This window comes from uncultured Nostoc sp. (assembly GCF_937863485.1).
GTDB lineage: Bacteria > Cyanobacteriota > Cyanobacteriia > Cyanobacteriales > Nostocaceae > Nostoc.
Window position 1 is genome coordinate 1 of record NZ_CALMFY010000250.1, and the last position, 21,409, is coordinate 21,409.

General features: G+C 42.0%; 12 protein-coding genes. 7 read left to right on the plus strand and 5 right to left on the minus strand.

Annotated elements, in window-relative coordinates; genetic code table 11:
- Window positions 1–581 precede the first annotated feature (581 nt).
- Window positions 582–2,345 (minus strand): pilus motility taxis protein HmpF, encoded by a 1,764-nt coding sequence (hmpF, locus tag Q0541_RS34205; RefSeq protein ID WP_298921553.1) that lies wholly within the window; start codon window positions 2,343–2,345, stop codon window positions 582–584.
- A 384-nt stretch (window positions 2,346–2,729) separates the two neighbouring features.
- Between hmpF and Q0541_RS34210 the strand changes: the two genes are divergently transcribed.
- The 6 genes from Q0541_RS34210 to Q0541_RS34235 all read left to right on the plus strand — a co-directional run bounded on the left by Q0541_RS34210 (window position 2,730) and on the right by Q0541_RS34235 (window position 15,234).
- Window positions 2,730–3,908, plus strand: coding sequence for a response regulator (locus Q0541_RS34210; RefSeq protein WP_298921556.1), 1,179 nt, complete (start codon window positions 2,730–2,732; stop codon window positions 3,906–3,908).
- Window positions 3,909–4,260: 352 nt separating this feature from the next.
- A complete protein-coding gene (locus Q0541_RS34215; protein WP_069073698.1) occupies window positions 4,261–4,626 on the plus strand; it encodes a response regulator in 366 nt (121 codons plus the stop codon).
- Window positions 4,627–4,639: 13 nt separating this feature from the next.
- Window positions 4,640–5,170 carry a chemotaxis protein CheW gene (locus Q0541_RS34220; RefSeq protein WP_273766906.1) on the plus strand — a complete coding sequence of 177 codons (531 nt, stop codon included), beginning with the start codon at window positions 4,640–4,642 and terminating at the stop codon, window positions 5,168–5,170.
- Window positions 5,171–5,184: 14 nt separating this feature from the next.
- Complete coding sequence (locus Q0541_RS34225) at window positions 5,185–8,106, plus strand: methyl-accepting chemotaxis protein (protein WP_298921573.1); 2,922 nt, start codon at window positions 5,185–5,187, stop codon at window positions 8,104–8,106.
- Window positions 8,107–8,288: 182 nt separating this feature from the next.
- A complete protein-coding gene (locus tag Q0541_RS34230) occupies window positions 8,289–13,793 on the plus strand; it encodes a response regulator (RefSeq protein ID WP_298921576.1) in 5,505 nt (1,834 codons plus the stop codon).
- A 1,096-nt stretch (window positions 13,794–14,889) separates the two neighbouring features.
- Window positions 14,890–15,234 carry a DUF1815 family protein gene (locus tag Q0541_RS34235; RefSeq protein ID WP_273766912.1) on the plus strand — a complete coding sequence of 115 codons (345 nt, stop codon included), beginning with the start codon at window positions 14,890–14,892 and terminating at the stop codon, window positions 15,232–15,234.
- A gap of 472 nt (window positions 15,235–15,706) precedes the next feature.
- Here Q0541_RS34235 and Q0541_RS34240 read toward each other — a convergent pair whose 3' ends face one another.
- A complete protein-coding gene (locus Q0541_RS34240; RefSeq protein ID WP_298921579.1) occupies window positions 15,707–17,776 on the minus strand; it encodes a CHAT domain-containing protein in 2,070 nt (689 codons plus the stop codon).
- Window positions 17,777–17,893: 117 nt separating this feature from the next.
- On the opposite strand from Q0541_RS34240, the gene Q0541_RS34245 reads away from it, so the two are divergent.
- On the plus strand, window positions 17,894–18,394 hold the full coding sequence (locus Q0541_RS34245; RefSeq protein WP_298921581.1) for a thioesterase family protein: 501 nt from the start codon (window positions 17,894–17,896) through the stop codon (window positions 18,392–18,394).
- Window positions 18,395–18,510: 116 nt separating this feature from the next.
- Here Q0541_RS34245 and Q0541_RS34250 read toward each other — a convergent pair whose 3' ends face one another.
- From Q0541_RS34250 to Q0541_RS34260, 3 genes are all read right to left on the minus strand, one after another.
- Window positions 18,511–18,708 (minus strand): hypothetical protein, encoded by a 198-nt coding sequence (locus Q0541_RS34250; RefSeq protein WP_298921584.1) that lies wholly within the window; start codon window positions 18,706–18,708, stop codon window positions 18,511–18,513.
- A 443-nt stretch (window positions 18,709–19,151) separates the two neighbouring features.
- The gene (dxr, locus tag Q0541_RS34255) at window positions 19,152–20,348 is read right to left on the minus strand and encodes a 1-deoxy-D-xylulose-5-phosphate reductoisomerase (protein ID WP_298921586.1); all 1,197 of its coding nucleotides are present in this window, start codon (window positions 20,346–20,348) and stop codon (window positions 19,152–19,154) included.
- 430 nt (window positions 20,349–20,778) lie between these two features.
- Window positions 20,779–21,409: beta-1,6-N-acetylglucosaminyltransferase (locus tag Q0541_RS34260; protein WP_298921589.1), on the minus strand; the 631-nt coding region annotated here is incomplete at its 5' end.

Consider the following 21,409-nt stretch of genomic DNA (forward strand, 5'->3'; position numbering starts at 1 on the left):
TATGTTGAGAACCGTAGTTTTTGCCCTCACCCTAAATCCCTCTCCCAAGTAGGGGCAGAGGGACTTCTTTCCGGCTCCCCTTCTCCCAATATTGGGAGAAGGGGCTGGGGGATGAGGGTTTTTTCTTTTCATACGGGAAGAACTACAGTTTTCAAGGTGGACGCGGTTTAACTATCTTTACAAAATAAACTCACAATATCGAATTATAAAGACAAGTTAAAACCTCGTTTCCAGCCTCTGCAAGTCAGGGAGGCGGCAGCCCCCCATTATGCATTCCCAGTCTCTGGCTGGGAACGAGGCAATCTCTAAAAGCTAGTTACAGACGGGTTTTCACCTTAAGTTGACACCAATGAGCAATGTTCCCTACACCGTGGTCTATTGACGTCAAAATAGCTGTAACTTATAATTGCAAACTCTAAACTCCTAACTTAGGAATGTGAATTAACGTGAGTTCGACGAATTAAAAAACAGCAGGAGGTAGTGCAGGTTAGTCTTTAGGGTAGATGTCAAGTGGAGGTTTTTTAGACAAGTAAGTATAAGCAGCTAAACCAGCCATCAGGTTGACTAAGAAGTTAAATACACTAAGACGCTAGTAATTCTGGCTGAGATATTAAACTTTGGAGAGTATGACGCAACTGGGCGATCGCTTGGAGTTGATAATCACCAGTTTCCTGAAATTGCTCCAAAGATTCTCCAATTTCTTGCAGCTTTTGCCGTAAGCCATCGAGTGAATCCTGAATTGGTTGTAGTGCTTCTTGATATAAATTCACCCGACCCCAGTACTCAGCAGTTGTTCTTTGCAGGGACAGCAAGTTTTCCTCGATCGCTTTGAGTTCTTGGCGCTTTTCATCCAGATCGTGGGTTTGATTGTCAATCATTCCCTGATTTAGCTCAATACCAGAACGAATCTGCTCAATTTCCCGTTCCAGTTTTGGGATTTCCTGTGAATATTGTTGCCGCTGGGTTTCAATTTGTAACAGAATCGGTTCTAAATTAATTTTGTTGTTACTTTCTTTTTCATCAGTAACAGTATGTCCTTGCCGCCGCAGCAGTACAGCTTGGTGTTGCTTGAGAAACTTCTGATGCTGTAGCATATTGCGGCGTTGTCCCACCAAACTGGAGTTTAGCATCTGGTAAAGGTCTTTTTCATCCGTTAGTTCCAGTTCCAAATTGATGTGGTCATGGTCAGATGCGTGATTTATTTTAGTTTGGAGTTCTTCTATAGCTTCTTGTTTATATGTCAGTTCTTGTTCTTGATCGTGAACAAAGCTAGCGTCTATTTGCACCTTATATTGCAAGTCTTGCACTGTTTTTTGTAGTTCTTCTAAAGGCATTTTCTCCAAAGCTTCTACATTAGCTTGCTGGCCGAGAACTACATCACCAGATGTTGCAGCTAAAGAGTGAATCTGTTGATATAACTCTTCGGCGTTTCGTAACTGCTCTTTGATTATCCGAGCATACTCTTGCTTACTAGTAAGGTCTGCTGTATTTATCTGTAATTGGGCTGTTTGCTGAACTAGAGAATTTTGTGCTTCAAGACATGCATTTTGGCGATCGCTAAAGGTTTGTGACAAACGCTCAACTTCTTCTTGCTGTTGAGCGATCGCAGTTTTTTGCTCCTCCAGTTTTTGCCAGTGGGGGGTAAGAGTAGCTTGCTGCTTTTGAACCAATTCAAAAGCCAGATGCAGGTGTTCTCTGACTGTTTCCGTGGGAGTAACACGACTAGATAAGCGATCAAGTAACTCACTCATTACCCGACTTTGCTCCTCATCTATAACCGTCCCCTGTTGGAAATCCGCTTGACGCTCCTCCAGGCGACGCTGCTCGCCATGCAAATGCTCCCAAGCGCCTTCCAATTCCTGGCGATTGCGCTCAACTTCTGTTTGTAACCGTTCAATTTCTTGGCGGGATGTGTCAACTTTCTGTTTTTGCTCCTCAAGTTGTCGCAACTCATCCTCCAATTGTTGCAACTGTTCTGAGCGTACTTCCATGTCCATTTCACGGCGATTCAACTCTTGCGCCTGAAACGTCAGCGACTGCTTCCACTGATCAATCTCATCTTCCTTGAGCTTAAATTTCTCCAATTGCCGGGAAAAATTCTGCAAAATGTTGACTAGTGGACGCCCTGCTTCTTGAATCCGCTGCACTTGACGATTCGGATTTAGTTCAACTAGTACCAAAGCACCATCATTTAATTTGCTTGCGTCCTCAGCAGCAATCACTTCTTCTGACACAGTACTCCAATTCTGGTCAGTTCGCTGACAAGCTAGCAGTTTCAGTTCGGTTTTGGCACCGCCACTAAGTAAACCACCTTTCTGTTTTTGTACTTCTGCTAAATACAGCACACCGTTAGTCCTTATTGATGCACTTAAAGTTCATGTTTTGGGATATACCTTAAATAATTCTGTTAACTTGTCTCACTGAACTGAAGTTTAGGAGAACAAGACAGACAAAACTATAGACGCGAGATGTTACGTCTTGATACTTATAAAAGCGAATTGGTCGCGCCTTTATATTTTGTACTGATGACAGTGATGATGACTTCCGTGTTAACACTAGCTTTGTCGAAGTGTATTACGAAAAATTAAGGTTTATAGCTTAATGTATTCTCGGATAAGAATAAAGAACAGGGTAAAAATCTTTTCAGTAATCCATAATCAATACTTAAAGAAGAAGTCAAAATTCACAATTTAAAATTCAGCAATACTTAAGGAGCACTTTTTAGCTAAATGCAGGGAAATTTAAATGAAATTGATATTTGCAGTATCCTGCAATTGATTGAGTTGGGACAGCGAACTGGGCAACTATGGGTGGAAGCTCATAGCTCTCACCATAACAACAGACTGGGTGGAGATGGAGCAAGCATTTATCGTCTCGAACAACAGTCTTGGTTCGTGTTCTTCCTCAATGGTGAAATTATCTATTGTCAAGAAGGTGAGAGTAGTTTATCTAGAATTAGCGATTATTTACGTCATTACCGAGTAGAGATGCGACTTACCGACAAACAAATTGCCTCCCTACCATCAACCGACGCGCCAGAGTATGCCTATCTTTGGGCACTCTTGGAGCGGAATATCATCAACCCAAAGATAGCTGGTAGTATCATTCACGGCTTAGTGCATGAAACTCTCTTTGACCTGCTGAGTTTACACCAAGGTAACTTCATTTTCCATCAGGGTGCGGCACTTGCCCCGCAATTAAACACTTTCGAGATTGCTCCATTTGTTACAAAAATTACGAAGCAAGTGCAAGAGTGGAAGCAACTGTATCCACACATTCAGTCTCCAGAACAATTGCCAGTGCTATCTGACAAAGTTCAGCTACAATCCTCGCTACCAGAAGCAACCGTAAATAAGCTACAACATTGGGCTGATGGTAAAACATCCTTGCGTCAACTGGCTCGCTATCTCAACCGAGACATTTTGACAGTCGCTAAGGCAATATATCCATATGTGCAACAGAGTTGGCTACAACTAGTATATTCAGAGACAACTAAACCAGATACCCACACGGATAGCTGGGAATTGAAGGGAAAACAAAAGGGGCGGATAGTATGTATTGACGATGCGATCGCCATCGGTGAGACTGTAAATTCCATCTTACAACCACAAGGTTATGAAGCGATCGCTCTTACCAATCCTTTAGAGGCACTGAGTCTGGTGTTTCAACTCAAGCCGGATTTAATTTTATGCGACATTGCCATGTCGGAATTGGAGGGGTACGAGGTTTGTGCCATGCTGCGACATTCAACAGCATTTCGGCTCATACCGATTATTATGCTTACTGGTAAAGATGGATTTATTGATCGAGTCAAAGCTAGTATGGTCGGGGCAACAGATTATTTAACAAAACCGTTTACAGACACTGAGTTGCTTATGCTCGTCCAGAAATATATCAACAACCAATGAAAATTGGGCATGGGGGAGCCACTGCGTTGTCCGGGTTCCCCCGCTTAAGGCAAGTGGCGTCATGGGGCAGAAGAATTTTAGATTCTGGATTTTGGAAAATGGAATTGAACAATCTATAGCAATCGCATTAATCCAAAATTGAGAGAGCATGGGCACATGAACAGATCGAAGATTTGTTGATCTACTAAAAGATGAGTTAAAAGATGTTATCACAGAGTCAGCCAACTCAGTAAAACGTCAATATCCGGGAAAATAGTGAAAAAATAGAATTAATTTATACAGTTAATCCTTGCGGAGGAATCAGGGAATGTTCCAAGTAGGAACGTCTACATCAGGAGGTAAATAGACACTTATGAGTACAGTTCTGATTGTGGAAGACAGTATCGCGCAAAGGGAGATGATTACAGACCTCCTGAAAGCGACTGGTCTAACAGTGACCCATGCCAGTGACGGATTAGAAGCATTGGAGGCAATTCAAATAGCACCTCCCGATTTAGTAGTATTGGATATTGTCATGCCCCGGATGAACGGCTACGAAGTTTGTCGGCGGTTAAAATCCGATCCAAAAACCCAAAATGTCCCTGTGGTTATGTGTTCTTCCAAAGGCGAAGAATTTGATCGCTACTGGGGTATGAAGCAGGGTGCAGACGCCTACATAGCCAAACCGTTTCAACCAACCGAGTTGGTAGGAACAGTCAAACAACTGCTGCGAGGATAAGGATAAAAGCAATATGGTCAGCAAACCGGACTTTTTAAGTGGCAGTGGTCAAGACCATTTCCGACCTGAATTACAAGTAGAAAGTCCTGAAGGTGAGTTACATTTGAGATTTTACATTCCCTCGCATCAGGAGTTTGCACTACAAGCAACTGGTATTCGGGAGGTAATTGAACTAAGTCCTGATAGAATCACCCCGATTCCTAATGCTTCTCCTTTACTTTTGGGTACCCTAAATTTACGAGGTCGAGTTATTTGGGTGGCTGATTTGGGTCAATTTCTTGGGGAAGCAAGTGCATTAAACACGGATAGAGCTGAAATTCCGGTGATTGCCATTGAAGAGCAAGACACAATAGTGGGTTTAGCAGTAGAGGAAATTGGTGGTATGGACTGGTTGGATGTCCAGAATCTCATGCCATCAATTAGCGTTCCAGATACTATGGCTCCCTTTTTACGTGGAGAGTGGTTATTAAGTGCTAAAAACAAACAGTGTCTGCGACTGCTCGATCAAATGGCAATTTTACGAAGTGCGCGGTGGGCAGGATGAAATTGGAGGAGGAAATGGCAGCAAGTATTGATAATTACGAGCCAACATATCAACAGGCGATGAGCGCCTATGTTCAAAGGAATTATGAGGTTGCCGCCACTTTAGTTGACCAAGTGGTGCAAAATTTACCAAATGACCCCAATTCCCATTTATTAAGGGGTCACATCTACTATGTTTTGCAGCAGTATGATGTAGCAAAAGAAGAATATCAACACGTATTACGCTTGACTAATGATCAAGAAATTATTGGTTTTGCCAATAATGGAATTGAGAATATAAATCAATACCTCCAGTCATTCAGTGGAGAGATTGATCCATCAGGAAGTGAAGAGCAAATAAATTCTCCAAACATATCTGATGCACTAGCATATAACGAACAAGAATTAAAAGATTTCGGCGCTAATGAGGAGTTTGACAGCAAGAGCCTTGATTTGAACTTTTTTGGTGAGCATGAAGAAACTATGAATGGCGTTGAAGAGCTATCTTCAAATAGTCCATTTGATATCCCCACAGAAGATAGCATTGGAAAGGGAAAAATATCAGATTCTTCTACAGCTTTTAGTGATGATCCTTTTGCCTTGGATGAAGAATCGGAGGAACAATCAAATCGCAACTGGGAGGAGAAAACAGAATTAGAGTTGCCTGCTTTCTGGCAGGAAGATATGTCAGAAGAATCATTAGTAAATAGTCAGTTTTCAGATCATGGGATAAATTCTGCTCACAGAAATTCAGTTATTGACAATAATAACTCTTCCTTTTCTAATTCACAAACTGGTCATACCGAGAATGATTTGCCTGATTTGTTGAGCGATCCCAAGTCTCCAGAGCTTCGGATTGGAAATTTAGAATATAAAAAATCTAATTTTGAAGACGAAACTTTACTAATTGTTGAAGAAGAATTTATAACCAGTTCGTCAACAACCAATAACTTGGAATCCAAAATTCAAGATAATTTGCCTGAAATCGAAGCACATGATTGGTTGAATTCAAAAGATTTAGGAAAAAAGGAAGAGTTTTTGCCAAATTTATCTGATAATTCTTCATCTGTTAGCCGCAATCTACCTCTCGAAGAAAAGCAGTTTAAATCAGGTGAAATCAACGGTAAAAATAGCTTTGATGACGATGAAAATTTTGATATGGAAGCATTTGAGTCTGCCTTTGGCTCAGAGGGTTTAAGCTCTTATGAAGACTCAAACAATATAGGAGAAAATTCTAAGAGTAATATCGAGTTTTTAGATGACTTTGAGGAATTTGACGATTTAGGCAACATTCCAGGGTTTGACCTGATCGAAGGAAATTCTAACATCGGTGATGCAGCAATGCCTTCTGCTCCAGCAGAAACTAGTGGTAGTGGACGCCCTCAAAGCGCGGAGGCTTTTTTAAGTGATGCAGCTAGCGATCGCGAAGAGGAACTATTCTCGATGACTGGTTCGCATGAAGCAGTTCCAGTCTTTAGCCAAACAGATGTCTCGAAACTAGAACCCACCGTTAGCGTCGAGCAAGGCTGGTTAGCACCATTAGAAAATGCCTCCATAGAAAGGAAACAATGGTTAATTGCTGGAAGTGTGGGCATTGTCTCAGCGCTGGTTGTAGCCACAGTTAGCTTTGTCGCCACCACATTTTCTCCACCCCAACAACGAGAATCAGTACGAAACACAGGTTGGGCAATGTCACTAGCCGCTGGGATTGCAGGTTTTGCTACCGCAGGCTTCATGGGGAATCTTGCACTCAAACAAATTCGCCGCACAACCAATGATCTGCAAGCTCAGTTTGAGGCTGTACGCCAAGGAAATTTGAATGCTCAAGCCACAGTATTTTCTGAAGATGAATTGGGGCACTTAGCCACTGGCTTTAATGAAATGGCGCGGGTAGTTTTCACGACTACAAGTGAAGCCCAGCGGAAAGCCGATGAACAAGAGGAAGCCAAAGAAAACCTGCAACGTCAGGTGATTCGCCTGTTGGATGATGTAGAAGGAGCTGCTAGAGGAGATTTAACAGTCCAAGCTGAAGTGACAGCCGACGTACTGGGGGCTGTAGCTGACGCCTTTAACCTGACAATTCAAAACCTGCGGGATATCGTTCAACAAGTAAAAGTGGCAGCGAAGGATGTGACAAAAGGTGCAACCAACTCTGAAACCTTTGCTAGAGCCTTATCTGGTGATGCTTTGCGCCAAGCAGAAGAGTTGGCAGTGACGCTGAATTCTGTACAGGTAATGACCGATTCGATTCAGCGGGTAGCAGAGGCGGCGCGGGAAGCCGAAACCGTCGCCCGTGATGCTAGTACGATCGCTCTCAAAGGTGGGGAAGCAGTAGAAAATACTGTGGCGGGGATTTTAGAAATCCGAGAAACCGTTGCCGAAACCACTCGCAAAGTGAAGCGGTTGGCGGAATCTTCCCAAGAAATTTCTAAAATTGTGGCGTTGATTTCCCAGATTGCTTCGAGAACAAACTTGTTAGCACTCAATGCTAGTATTGAGGCGGCAAGAGCGGGAGAAGCTGGACGCGGGTTTGCGATCGTCGCAGACGAAGTGCGTCAGCTAGCAGATAAATCTGCCAAATCCCTGAAGGAAATTGAACAAATTGTGATGCAAATCCAAAGCGAAACAGGCTCGGTGATGACCGCGATGGAAGAAGGCACACAACAAGTAATTAAAGGGACAAAATTGGCAGAAGAAGCCAAGCGATCGCTCGAAAACATTATTCAAGTGGCGAATCGCATCGATATTCTTGTGCGCTCAATTACTAGCGACACTGTGGAACAAACTGAAACCTCCCGCGCCGTCGCTCATGTAATGCAATCAGTAGAACTCACCGCGCAAGAAACTTCCCAGGAAGCCCAGCGAGTTTCCGGTGCCCTACAACACTTAGTAGGTGTATCCCGTGACTTGATCGCCTCCGTTGAACGTTTCCGAGTGGAAACTATGGAAACCAGGTAACAAAGTTAGGAGTTAGGAGTGAGGAGTTAGAAATAAAAATCAAAACTCACAACAAAGTTAGGAGTTAAGAATGAGAAGTTAGAAATAAAAATTACAACTCATAACTCATAACTCATAATTCATAACTCATAACTCATAACTCATAACTCATAACTCATAACTCACAACTCATAACTTTTGCTATGCTGCCGGAACAACAACAGCGGATTTTGGGTTACTTTATCGAAGAAGCCAGGGATCACCTGAATACTATTGAGCAGGGGTTGCTGAATTTAGAGGGGACTCTGAACGACCCGGAAATAATTAGCGAAGTCTTCCGGGCGGCTCACTCCATCAAAGGAGGAGCGGCGATGCTTGGATTGACTAGCATCCAGCATACCTCCCATCGTCTGGAAGATTGTTTCAAACTCCTCATAGAGCATCCGGTTCAGGTTGACCAAAAGTTAGAGTCTTTATTTCTCGGTGTATCTGATACCCTGAAAGCGCTGCTAGAGCATTTGAGCGGGCCATTTGGTCTTTCTGAAGATGCAGCTAATACTTTGATGTTAGAAACTGAGCCAGTCTTTCAATGGCTGAATCAGCATCTGGAATTACTTGTAGAACAAAAGAACAGTGGAGTAGCCATCAGTCCTTCGGCAACAGAACTACACACAACCTCTGTAGAGAACGTCTCCACACTTACTGAACTTTTTCTGCGGCAAGATATTCCCAGTTTGGCAGAAGACACCGATCAGGAATCTTCAGAAATATCCTTCTCTGTAGCACCCCAGGAGATGCCAGACGCTCACGGACACGGCTTAGCTGCGCTATCGCCAGTCACCGCCAAAGAAAATAATAATTGGGGCAAGTTTCAAGCCCAAGTACTGCAAACACTGCGGGAAATGTTGCAACTGTTTAAGCAAACAACAACACCCTCAACTCGACAAAACCTTCAGCAATGCTGTTACCAGTTAGTCAGACTTGGTGAGACTTGGAATTTGTCCAAGTGGTGTGGTTTGTGTCAAGCAGCAGCCAGTGCGATCGGCAATCCCGAAAACACTTATCTGACTCTAGCTAAAATTGTCATTACCGAAATCAAGCAAGCTTTAGAATTAGTCCTGCAAGGTAAAGAAGCCGAAATTGCAATTAGTCAGCAACTAGAAGCACTTTTGAGCTTTGCAGAAATTGAGTTGTTAGAAATTACCCCCGATTTGTTTGACCAACAGCCTACGGTTTTGACAGAACCATCAACTGCGCCAAAGCTAATTTTATCCGTCAACACTTCAGAAACTACGAAAACTGAGCAGTTAGTCATAACTAACCTATCTGAGCCAATTGAGGAATTTAATCTAGACGAGGATAGTAGCGAACGCCCTGATCTTCAGTTACAAGGGATACCATTAAACGCTGCAATTCATAATAGTTTTTCTTTCACCATACATGACGAAGCACATCCAATCAGTAGCAATCTTGACCCCAATGGTCCAGAGGTAGGAATAGCTGAGTTAAATACCCTTGCCGATTTATTTGAAGGCGAAACTCCCGAACTCGATGAAACTTGGCATCAAGAACAAACCTTAAATATTGTTGCCACCGATGACTTTGGAATTGATTTCAGCAGCACTGACGCTGAGGCTGCTGATGGCGACTTATCCGATTTACTCTCCTTTGATGAAGATACAAACAACGAGCAGCACCTAGCAATCACAGCTACGACAGAAGACTTATCCTTGTTATTTGGTGATAACTTCTTAGAAAAAGAGAATTCAGAACCGCAAAATCAACAAACATCCGCTACGACTGTAGAGTTGAGCGATATTAACGTAATTAATCTAAATTTAGACTCTTACCCTGACGAAAATTTACAAGAATTTACTGAGATTACTAGTGATCCGCAGCAGCCGCCTAGAGAGATTGTCCAAAATAATGTCAACAAAAACGATGTGGTTGAAGATTTATTGACACTGGCACTAAATGATGATGTAGAACTATTGCCTACAGGCGAAGTGACTCAACCGGAAACTGAGGCGTTCGCCAGTGTGGAACTATCTACCAGTCAACAAAACAGTTTTGATAACTTATTCTTAGAAACCAAAAAGGCAAATTGGGTAGAAGAAATTATCCCTAGTGACTACGTAGAATTACCTCAGCAAACAGGCTTGTCTTCGGACAACCTGTTTGCTGAAATGGAAGAACATCCACTACTGCCTACAAGTGAACCAGAAATAGGTGATTTATTTGATACATCTCCAGCAATAGTACCTAAGTTTTCTCAATCAGAAAATGATCTGAGCAACTTCTGGAATCAGGAAACCATAGAGGAACAGGACGAATTCGATTCCTTAATTGAGCAGAATGTGGAAAGGGGGTTAGAGGAGAGTTTGTTTGCTGAGGAGGCTGATGACATTTTTGCCGACAGTCAGCAGCCCATACCTTCTCCTATAGCCAGTTTTGACAGAGAAGAAGATTTTGATATCAATTTCCAGCACCAAGAGCAGCTAGATTTGGTATTCTCATCAGATTCTGGAGATGATTTATTTGATGAGTTAGCACCGAGTAACTCAACTATTTCCCCGACAATCAGCGATCGCATCGAACCATCCCCGCCAGAAACGCCATTGTTCGGGCAGCATCCAGGGGAAGAAATTCTCAGGCGATCGCAACAACCAGAAGCTTTAGATTTTGTTCCAGAATTTACCAATCAGCCCCCAGAGATATCTGCCGTTGATCTGGAACTTAATTCATTCAGCTCTTTCGATGAAAATTCCCAACTGCTGTTTGAAGATGGAGCCACAAATGACTCCACCTATATTCAGATGGAAACCACAGATAATACTGTGGATGAACTATCGCCTACAGAAACTTCTTTAGATATCAATTTTGGGGAAAATTCAGATTCACCCCACGCACAGCCAGGTGATTTGTTCGGCTCTTTCGATGAAAATTCCCAACTGCTGTTTGAAGATGGAGCCACAAATGACTCCACCTATATTCAGATGGAAACCACAGATAATACTGTGGATGAACTATCGCCTACAGAAACTTCTCTAGATATCAGTTTTGGGGAAACTTCAGATTTAGCCCAGACAAGCCCAGAAGTTTTAGGTACTGAGCCGAACAATAAGTTAGAAACTGCCTTTGAGTTCACAGAAAATACAGATTTTGTGAGTAATGAGCCTAGTTTTGCAAATGATTTATTGTTTACAGAAACTGCTATATCAGAAGCAACAAACCAGGAAGAATTAGAAGAGAATGCGGCAAAAATTGACTCACAAGCTGTTAATGATTTCACCCAAACGGTTATTCAAGAAGATGTAAAAACTGATTTATGGGATCAAGGAGAGACATCTGAAACTGCACCAGTGTTAGAGGAAGAAAATGCTATTGTTACCTCAACTAAAGAATTAGTAACGACAGAAACCATTGAAGTAGTTGCTCTAGAAGATGAATTTGCATACTTGGAAGGATTACTAGAAGAGGAAGTAGCACTTAACCCCAAAGCTACCTCAATACCAGAAGTAGATTTTGCAGCCCTGGAAGAATTGCTAGGTACAGATAACGACAGCGATGCCTACGACGGGCTACCCCAACGCCAGCCCTTCGATATTCAGCCAGTCTTGGCTAATAATCCCATTCCATCACCAGCCATAAAAGATGAATTTGGTGATTTGGAAAAGTTGCTGGCAGAAGCAGATCAAACAATATCCCATTCACCATTACTAAAATCTAACACCAGCAAAACTCCCCGCCCCTCTACTCGTAGGGCTACGAGATTTGAAGAAACGATGAAGGTTCCAGTTAAGCAACTGGACGATATGAGTAATTTAGTTGGGGAGTTGGTGGTAAATCGCAATACCTTAGAGCAGGATCATGAACGGCTGCGGCAGTCATTAGATAACTTGCTGATTCAGGTACAACAACTCTCAGATGTGGGCGCAAGGATGCAAGAGTTGTACGAGCGATCGCTTTTGGAAGCTTCTCTGTTAGCTGGACGCAAAAAGAAAGACTCCGGCTTTCAAGCGCCTGATTCCAATGCCGATAGGGGTTTTAGCGAGCTAGAAATGGATCGTTTTACTCCTTTCCATACACTCTCACAGCAGATGATTGAGCGGATTGTGCGAGTGCGTGAGTCGGCAAGTGACATTGATTTTGTCACCGAAGAAACTGAGCGAGTAGCAAGGCAGTTCCGCCAAGTAACTACCCAGCTACAAGAGGGACTAACAAGAGCGCGAATGGTGCATTTTGCCCAAACTATTGATCGCTGGCGGCGAGGAGTGCGCGACAACGCCATTAAGTGTGGCAAACAAGTTGAGTTGGTGATCGAAGGTGGCGATACCTTAATTGACAAGATGATTTTGGATCATCTTACCGATCCGCTAACTCATATGCTGAATAATGCGATCGCTCACGGTATTGAAACGCCAGAAGAACGACAAGGTGCTGGTAAACCATCCGTGGGAATCATTACTATCCGTGCCTTTCACCAAGGTAACCAAACGATAATTTCCGTAGGCGATGATGGCGCAGGTATAGATTCAGCAAAGGTTAAGGCTAAGGCGGTGAAGATTGGCATGATTACGGAAGCGCAGGCAAAAGCCATGTCTCGCCTGGAAGTCTACGATCTGCTGTTCCAGTCTGGTTTTACGATCAAAGACCAAGCTGATGAAATTTCTGGTCGTGGTGTGGGTATGGACGTAGTGCGTTCCGAGATTAGCGAAATTCGGGGAACAGTGAACACCGATTCTGTGCTCGGTAAGGGAACCATCTTCACCATTCGTCTGCCACTGACTCTGAGTATTTGTAAAGCTCTCTGCTGCGTCTCAGATCGAGCTAGAATTGCCTTCCCGATGGACGGTGTAGAAGATACGTTGGATATACCAGTTAAAAATATCCAGCACGATGGCAATGGGCAATCGTTTATTTCCTGGCGCGATACAGTACTGCCATTCCGACCTCTGAAAGAACTTTTAACCTTCAATCGCCAAATCAGTCGCGGCAATGTCTATGGCGGCACCAGAGATGATGATATGGTTTCTGTGGTGGTAGTGCGATCGGCAAATACCCTAATTGCTCTACAGATTGACCTGGTGTTGAGCGAACAAGAAATTGTAATTAAGCAATTTGAAGGGCCAGCACCTAAACCCATTGGTGTAGCTGGTGCTACAGTCCTTGGTGATGGCCGCATTATGCCTATTGCTGACGTGCTGGAAATAATTGACATTTTCCAAGGACGGATTTCTACACAAATTGGTGGCAATTCTTGGCAACAGAAAGCTACTCCCCCAGACACCTCTCCTGCGAAAATTGATCCAACAGTGCTGATAGTCGATGACTCAATTACAGTCCGAGAATTGCTATCCCTGACATTTAATAAAGCAGGTTATCGCGTAGAACAGGCGCGTGATGGCCAGGAAGCTTGGGATAAACTCCGCTCCGGTCTGCCTTGTGATATTGTATTTTGCGACATCGAAATGCCCCGCTGCGATGGTCTGGAGTTACTCTCTCGCATCCAGAAAGACTCTAACCTCAACCACCTACCGATCGCTATGCTCACCTCACGGGGTGCAGACAAGCACAGACAAATTGCAGCTCAACTCGGTGCTAGTGGCTACTTTACCAAGCCCTATCTCGAAGAAGCTCTCCTTGAAGCTGCGGCGCGGATGTTGAAAGGGGAAAAACTTGTTAGCACTACAAGTAATGTTTCGTGACACTAATATTAAACGTTGAGTGAACAGCATTGTTGGCAAAATACAAGAAAAATAGCTTGTCTATTGACTTGGTTTTTGGTTGTTTGAGTAATGCGATCACTCTTTGTGTCCAGTAATCGGTAGTGAGGAAATTCTTAGGATAACGATCAACTGAGAATAGGTTTATTGTCTTCGTAGAGAATATGGGGTGTCTGGGGATGTTCCAATCCATCTAAGAAGCCAAAGAAATGTTTAAACCCCCGTTGTAACGGCCAGGAATTAAATGAAGCGGTGGCGGTGCGATGGCGTAACCGCCCGCCGTAGGCGATCGCAAGTCTGAATCAAATGCCACTTACCTGTCAGCAAGGTAGAATAGCCATTGCTACGTAAAATCTCTGTGCTTTACTTGGTACAACTAACTTTTTGAGCCAAAATAGCTGAAAATATTGCCTAAATGGCAACATTGCTCTGCTGAGTTTAGGTATTGTCAGTGTTGAGTTGATCCATTGTGGATTTTACACTTACGACTTGTCTATTAATTACATGAGGTAAACTCTGTATAAAGGACTATACTTAATCTAGTTTTAGTACTGGATCTAAAATTTGCACTGTCATCTGCTCAACTTTATATATACGGGAGGAACGAATTTGGTATACCTAATCATTTATCTATATAAAATCTACGTTAGAAAAAGAACATATCAAATATCTAAAAAAGACACTATAACGATGTAAAACTACATTTTAGCCTCTATTACCAGTGAATTTGGCTGTCCGTCGCTTATAAAAGCGAAATATGTAGCATTTCCGTACTTGACTAGTGCGAGATTTAAGTTACTCTAAAAGCGGATCGCTTCTTGTAAGAATCTACCCTGGCAGAAATGTATAAAGACATAGTTAAATTTAGCAATTCTGTCCGATATTTTGAATTTGCAAACTGAATAGTTTGATACGGCGCTCAAAATCCCGATCCACTACCCTAAACAAGGTAGTCAATTAACGACTCAATATCATTTGTCTGGTTAATTGTAATGAATAGTCTACAATACCAGTGGATGAGAAAATCTAAAGAAAATATAAAAGAGACTCAACTTACTGTGGTGTCTGGAGGACAAAAGTGTTTCTGAGACTAGCACATCAACATCGACAATTCGTCCAAGACTTGGTGATGAACCTGCAAGCTTTGGCGACTGTACTAGAGCGGCGTGGGTATCTTGCGTCCTGCTATACCTGTGGCGACCAAATGAATAGTGCATCGTTTATGGTTGGCTTGGGTGATAACCATCTAATTCGGTTTTTAGTGTCTGATTACGGGATTACTTGGACGGAAATGCGGGATGACCGCGAATTAATGAAGTTAGAAGGTGCGGAGGCAATTAGCCAATTAGACGAACTGGCTAATCTTGTCAAGCAATCTATGCAAACTGATACAGGCTCTAAAACTCTTGCCAAGAAGTATTAAGGTTTCAAAGGTCGATCGCTTTCTTAGAAATTGATTATCGGTAATTGGTAATGGTGGCTTAGTTGGCGATCGCTCTTACCTATTCTCCATTACCATTAAGTGATTGGCTCGTGGCTGGCCCATCGCATATTTTTTTGTATCTGCCAAAACCTCACGAGCCGGATTTTGATCCTTTAGCTGGAAGGTGTAAAAACACACCAAAGTCAGAGGTTGAGTAGTTGGGCGCTCCTCTTTGCCCAAAATATCATCAAAACTTGATAACTTCTCTTCGAGACGCTACGCGAACGTTAAGCTTTGCTAACGCAGTTTTCGTTAGGGCTATGTAAAAGGATTCAGTAATGGAATATCGCAGCTATCGAAATCGCGGATGTTGCGCGTTACTAAGGTCAGCTGGTGAATCTAGGCAGTAGCAACTATCATTATATCTGCTTGACTGTGTATTTTCACTAATCCTAATTATGGATTTTTACTCCTATTGTCCATTACCAATCAAAATAAAAGGTGCCCAATAGTACGGATGACTAAAGTCATTAACTGCTGCTGCGGGTACATTATGATTTATTGCCTTCCAGTCTCCGGTAATTAATGAGACTTGAGCTTGTCGTAAAGCTTCAGTTTTAGTCAACTTCTCAGTAGAGAGTGTACCATAAAAAGCACTCATGAGTGCTTGTGTACCACCATCATCCACTGACCACAGCGAGGCGATCGCGGCTCTGGCGCCGGTTTGTTGCATCTGATAGCCAAAGCCCAAAATTTCCTCACCGTTACCCAACTTGCCTCCCAAGCCGGTTTCACAGGCGCTCAACACTACCAAATCTACATGGGATAGTGACCAACTGGCGACATTTCTAAAATTAACGCGATCACCATTCCCGAATAAAATAAACGAATCTTCTGGTTTACCCACCACAAAGGCTGCATGAGTCGCTAAATGGACAATTGTATAATCATCCATTTGGGGTACAGTAGCTTTGGGGCTAAAGGCATCGTCTAAAAGCTTCGTAGTTTCAGGAACAGTAGCGGCTAAGTTTTCTACTTCCCGCGTTGCAAAGGGCAAACCAGCAAAAGCAACCTGTCGATTCCCAACTTTAATTTGATAATTACCTTTAGTAAAAGCACCGACTAAAACCCGCAAAGTAGATTGTTGTGGGGTATTTAAGTTAGTCAGGCTGGCAGATGTAATGTGATTGACATTGAAACGCTGCACTAGCCATTGTTTGCCATCATATAAAGCAGTTAAAGGAATATAGCGTAACTGGTCATCTGGAGCGTAAATCAGAGTTTGTGTACCTGATAGCTTCAGGTCTTTTTCTATCGGTTTAATTAGCCAGTCATGCAATTGGCGTGCAGGTGCTTTGATATTTCGACTGGGATTGATTAAAGCTTGGCGGAAAGCACCAATTGTCCGATGGAGGGTTTCGCGTTTTACAGCAACGGTGCGATGAATTGGTGGAGAATCAGGAGTTACTAGTACCAATTCCAAGCTATCTTTTAAAATCAGTGGGTAGAGGAGTGCAGATTTTTGAGGTAATCGCGCCAAATTATCCCGAAGTTCGTTGAGACTCTGCAAATCCAAATTTTGCTGCCTAGCTGTCCGGCTAATTTGCTCTACCTGTGCTTTCACTGAAGGACTATTGATAAATTCGTTAAATCCATCCAGGAGTTGCTGTTGATTTGAGACTAATTGCTCGATCCGTTGTTTCTGTTCGAGCGATCGCTCTTTGGGGGAGATTTTCCGGAGTGTTGTCAGTTCTTTACCTAGCACAACAGCATTATCCAGGGTTTGCTCTAGCTTTTGTTTAATTGGTTTTTCTGTTGCCGCTATATTAATACCTTTGACAGTACGTTGATTACCTGGCACACTCTGGAGATATTCCTCTAGTTCTTCAACTTTGAGTAAATCTATTGTCCTTTGTGCTTCAGGAACACGTTCTTGTTTGAGTAATCGTTCACCCAAAATACGATATGTCTGGCTAACAGTTATGCTATAAGCATCTGGTTGTGGCGCACTAAGTGCTGATGGATTCAAGCGAGCTTTCTCACGATTAATCAAGCAATGCTTATAGAAAAAAATTGCTAACTCTGGTTGGTTTTGGATATCAAATAAGTAACCTATGTTACTGTAGGTTTTGCCAAGTCGAACCAGATCCCCAAGTTCTTTGTTAATTAATAGGGCTTGCTGATAGGATTGAAGTGCTTCAGGATACTTTCTTTGACTTTGGTAGATTCTGCCGATATTGTTGAGTGTTACGGCTTCCCAAGAGCGTTCTCCAAGTTCTCTGCTGATGGCTAATGCTTTTTGTAATCTCTGCAACGCTTCTTTCGATTGGTCTTGCCGAGATTCTTTGATAGCCTCTTCGTTGAGCCTTTCAATTTCTGAGAGCTGATTATTCTTGGGTAAAGCTTGAGCTTTTTCTCCGAAATCATACCTCAACTTTGCATTTGTGCTTACATGGTTATTTTCTGGGTAAGCCATCCCAAAACCTAGTAAACTAAGTAGAGTCAAAGTAACAACATTAACATACTGGAGATTAGGCTGCATAACAAAACACTCCCTAGACTCGGAAGTGTAAATATTAAATCAAGAAGTCCGGCAGCGCAATTAATTTTTATGCTATTCAATGACTTGGAAAATTTATAGGTGCTTAGAAACTTGAAGATGTCAGAAGAAAAACCCCCTCAACCAAAACTACCACCAACCAGCGCCCTTGACAATCCATCAAGTCATGAATTTGGGAATTGGTTTGAATATCCTGTCAGAGTGCAACCCCACCACACTGACTATGCCGGTCTTGTCTGGCACGGTTCCTATATAGCTTGGATGGAAGAAGCGCGGATTGAATGCTTGCGATCTATAGGGATTGAATTTGTTGATTTAGTCGCTATAGGCTGCGATTTACTAGTTGTAGAACTGTCGGTGCGCTATCATCGTTCAATTCAATTGGGTATGGCAGTGGTGGTAAAAACACGCATGGCTGAGGTAACTGGCGTCCGAATCAATTGGGATTATGCTATTGTCTCAACTGATGGACAAGAATTGTACGTCACTGCCAAAGTGACTTTAGTAGCTTTAGATCGCGAAAGAGGCAAGATTATGCGTCAGTTGCCGCCGAGTTTTAAGGATGCGTTGGCTAAGATTTCAGCATTAAATAATAATTGACCAAGAAAGGTTGTAAACACCACAGAAACTTTGACAGCAGTTGTATCAAAGTTAAAAATTTTGTCATTTCATATTTTATATTTCACCTTTGATTACTAAAAGTGAAGTATTGATTTTTACTTGCCACTTCGGATTTGCGACAGATTTTGAGCAAACTGCGTTACATAATGCCAAATATCTTGTGGAGTAATGCCAAAACCAATATTTAATAAAACAAGGATTGCTGCAATAGTCAATGCATTGCTCACGGTTGCTTTCAGCAGCTTCCACAATATTATGAAGACTATCCAAGCTACAATCAGCGTAGCAATCATATATTAATTCCTTAATAATTGTCCTTATCTGAGAGTGTGTTTCTTCAGAAAGAATAAGTTTTTGTTTTGGTAACAATCATTGGTATAAAAGATGCTAAACCCAATTTTAAATATCCACTATGATGGGTTTTTTTGTGATAATTAGCCTGGGGATATTTTACCTAAAAACGAGAGAATTCTTAATGTGAAATGCCGCTTTTTTTGCAAAGTTTCTGTAAAGATTTTTATATTTGTGTTTGGAGATAAATTATAAATATACATAAAAGTGATGGCTGATCCGGAAGCCACTGACTATCTTCAATTTATTAACTTTTTGTATGGTGACTATGTTTTTGCCATAAGGTGAAATGATTTCCATATTAATTGGATTAGACGCTGGGGATTTAAAGATTGGGGACTAGGCATCAATTTCTGATCCCCAGTCCAATCTGAACTAAAGGTTTTTATCGCAGAGAAATTATCCGCGAGTCAGTTTTTAACTTTTCAGTCGCGGTTAAAACTTCTTGTCTTGCCCATTTATCTGCTGCCAAAATGTCATCTAAAGAGGGATTAGCACGGTTATCATTTTGATGGCGATCGCACACCGATTCGATACACCGGGGAATATCTAAAAACCGAATTTTTTCTGATAAAAATAAAGCCACAGCTTGCTCATTTGCGGCATTTAACACAGCTGGCATCGAACCACCAGCCTTACCCACAGCATAAGCCAACTGCATACAAGGATACTTCTGGTGATCTGGTTCACTGAAGGTTAAATTTCCAGCTTTGACTAAATCTAATGGTTCCCAGTTGGTATAGATGCGATCGGGCCAAGATAGAGCATACAGTAAGGGTAAGCGCATATCTGGCCAACCGAGTTGGGCTAAAACTGAAGTATCTTGCAGTTCAATCAGCGAGTGAATAATGCTCTGGGGATGAATGACAATTTGGATATTGTCATAATCCAACCCAAACAGAAAGTGAGCCTCAATTACTTCCAGTCCTTTATTCATCAAAGTAGCAGAGTCTACCGTGATTTTCCGCCCCATCGACCAATTAGGATGCTTGATGGCGTCAGCAACGGTCACTTCTGCTAACTTTTCTACATCCCATTCCCGGAAAGCCCCACCAGATGCAGTGAGCAAAATTTTCCGTAAGCCTCCCTTTGGCACACCTTGGAGGCATTGAAAGATTGCGGAATGCTCAGAATCGGCTGGGAGTAATTTTACACCGTGTTTTTCAACTAAGGGTAGAACCACAGGGGCCCCAGCAATCAGGGTTTCTTTGTTCGCTAAGGCAATATCTTTACCAGCTTCAATAGCTGCGATCGTGGGTAACAAACCAGCACAACCAACGATACCAGTGACAACGGTTTGGGCATCGCCGTAGCGAGCGACTTCTATCACTCCGGCATCACCTGCCAGTAAAATCGGTTGGGGATCGAGGTCAATGAGAGCTTCTTTGAGCGCTGGTAATTTATCTTCTGAGGAGATTGCTGCTATTTTCGGTCGAAACTGCCGAATTTGAGCAGCCAACATCTCTACATTGTTCCCAGCTGCCAATCCCACAATCCGAAACTGATCTGGGTACTGAGTAACAATATCTAAAGTCTGAGTACCAATAGAACCAGTGGAACCAAGGAGAGTAATCGCTTTCACAATTGCTTAAGGATTTACAGACAACTCTCACTATAAATTGCTTGGGACTCTTTAATAACAGCAATCACTATAATCGATACACTGACGCAAAGAAGGAGAGACGTGGAGACGCAAAGAAAGAAAATATCCCCCTGTCCTTTATCCTCCTCCAAAGTAGCGATTATCATTTTTATTATCAATATTTTGAGTATTTAAACTGATTGACAAAAAGCACTTTATCTTAATCTATCACGAAAATTGGTGGATTGTCCGTTCGCCAAACAATGGCGGCTGGATCAACGTCAACCTTGAGCAATCATCTGAGTATTTTTGAAATTACGTTTGGTTCGCGGATATTTTACGCAAACCACTCTTTTTTGTCCAAAGTTCAATAGTCGGGAACATTTATTATTTCTTCTCTCCGACCAAAATTCAAAATTTATTTGCTTTTTTAAGATTGACTCAATATCATTTCATCAATCATATCTAATATATCCGGGTCTATAGTCATATCAAACTTCCTGGCAAATAATTTTCCTGAGTCTCTAATTTTATCAAAATCATTTTTTTCTAAAATTTTGGGGTGAAGCGAATTAGCGTTAGACCACTCTAGATATGTCAAGCGAGTGTTAATAATTTTATCCTTAAAAGGTGAATTTACAATTAGGATCTGGTAAAACAATTCATCTGGACAATAAGTGTAATTAAAACGATTAACAAACTTAGGATTTTGCTTAACAAAATCATTTATCCATTTTATGGATTCTCCTGTTAAGCACCAAAATGCTGAACCTCCATAAAGAGCAAAGCCTTCAGAAAATTTATATCTTTTCGGTAAAAGCAAAATCAACAATGAATATAAAAAAGAGTTAATGCGAGATTTAAACTCACGCTTTTTTGCGATAAAAAAATCCTTATCTTTCCAACGAATATGCCAAGATTCTAATCTTGTTAAACCTCCTTTATACCATTTATCACAAGGTAGTGGGAAATAGTCTAAAAATTCTTTACCTTTATTTTCTTGGAGAAACTTCTTAATCTGTTCATTTGACTTGATCAAATAGTCTTGACCCGATAAATAT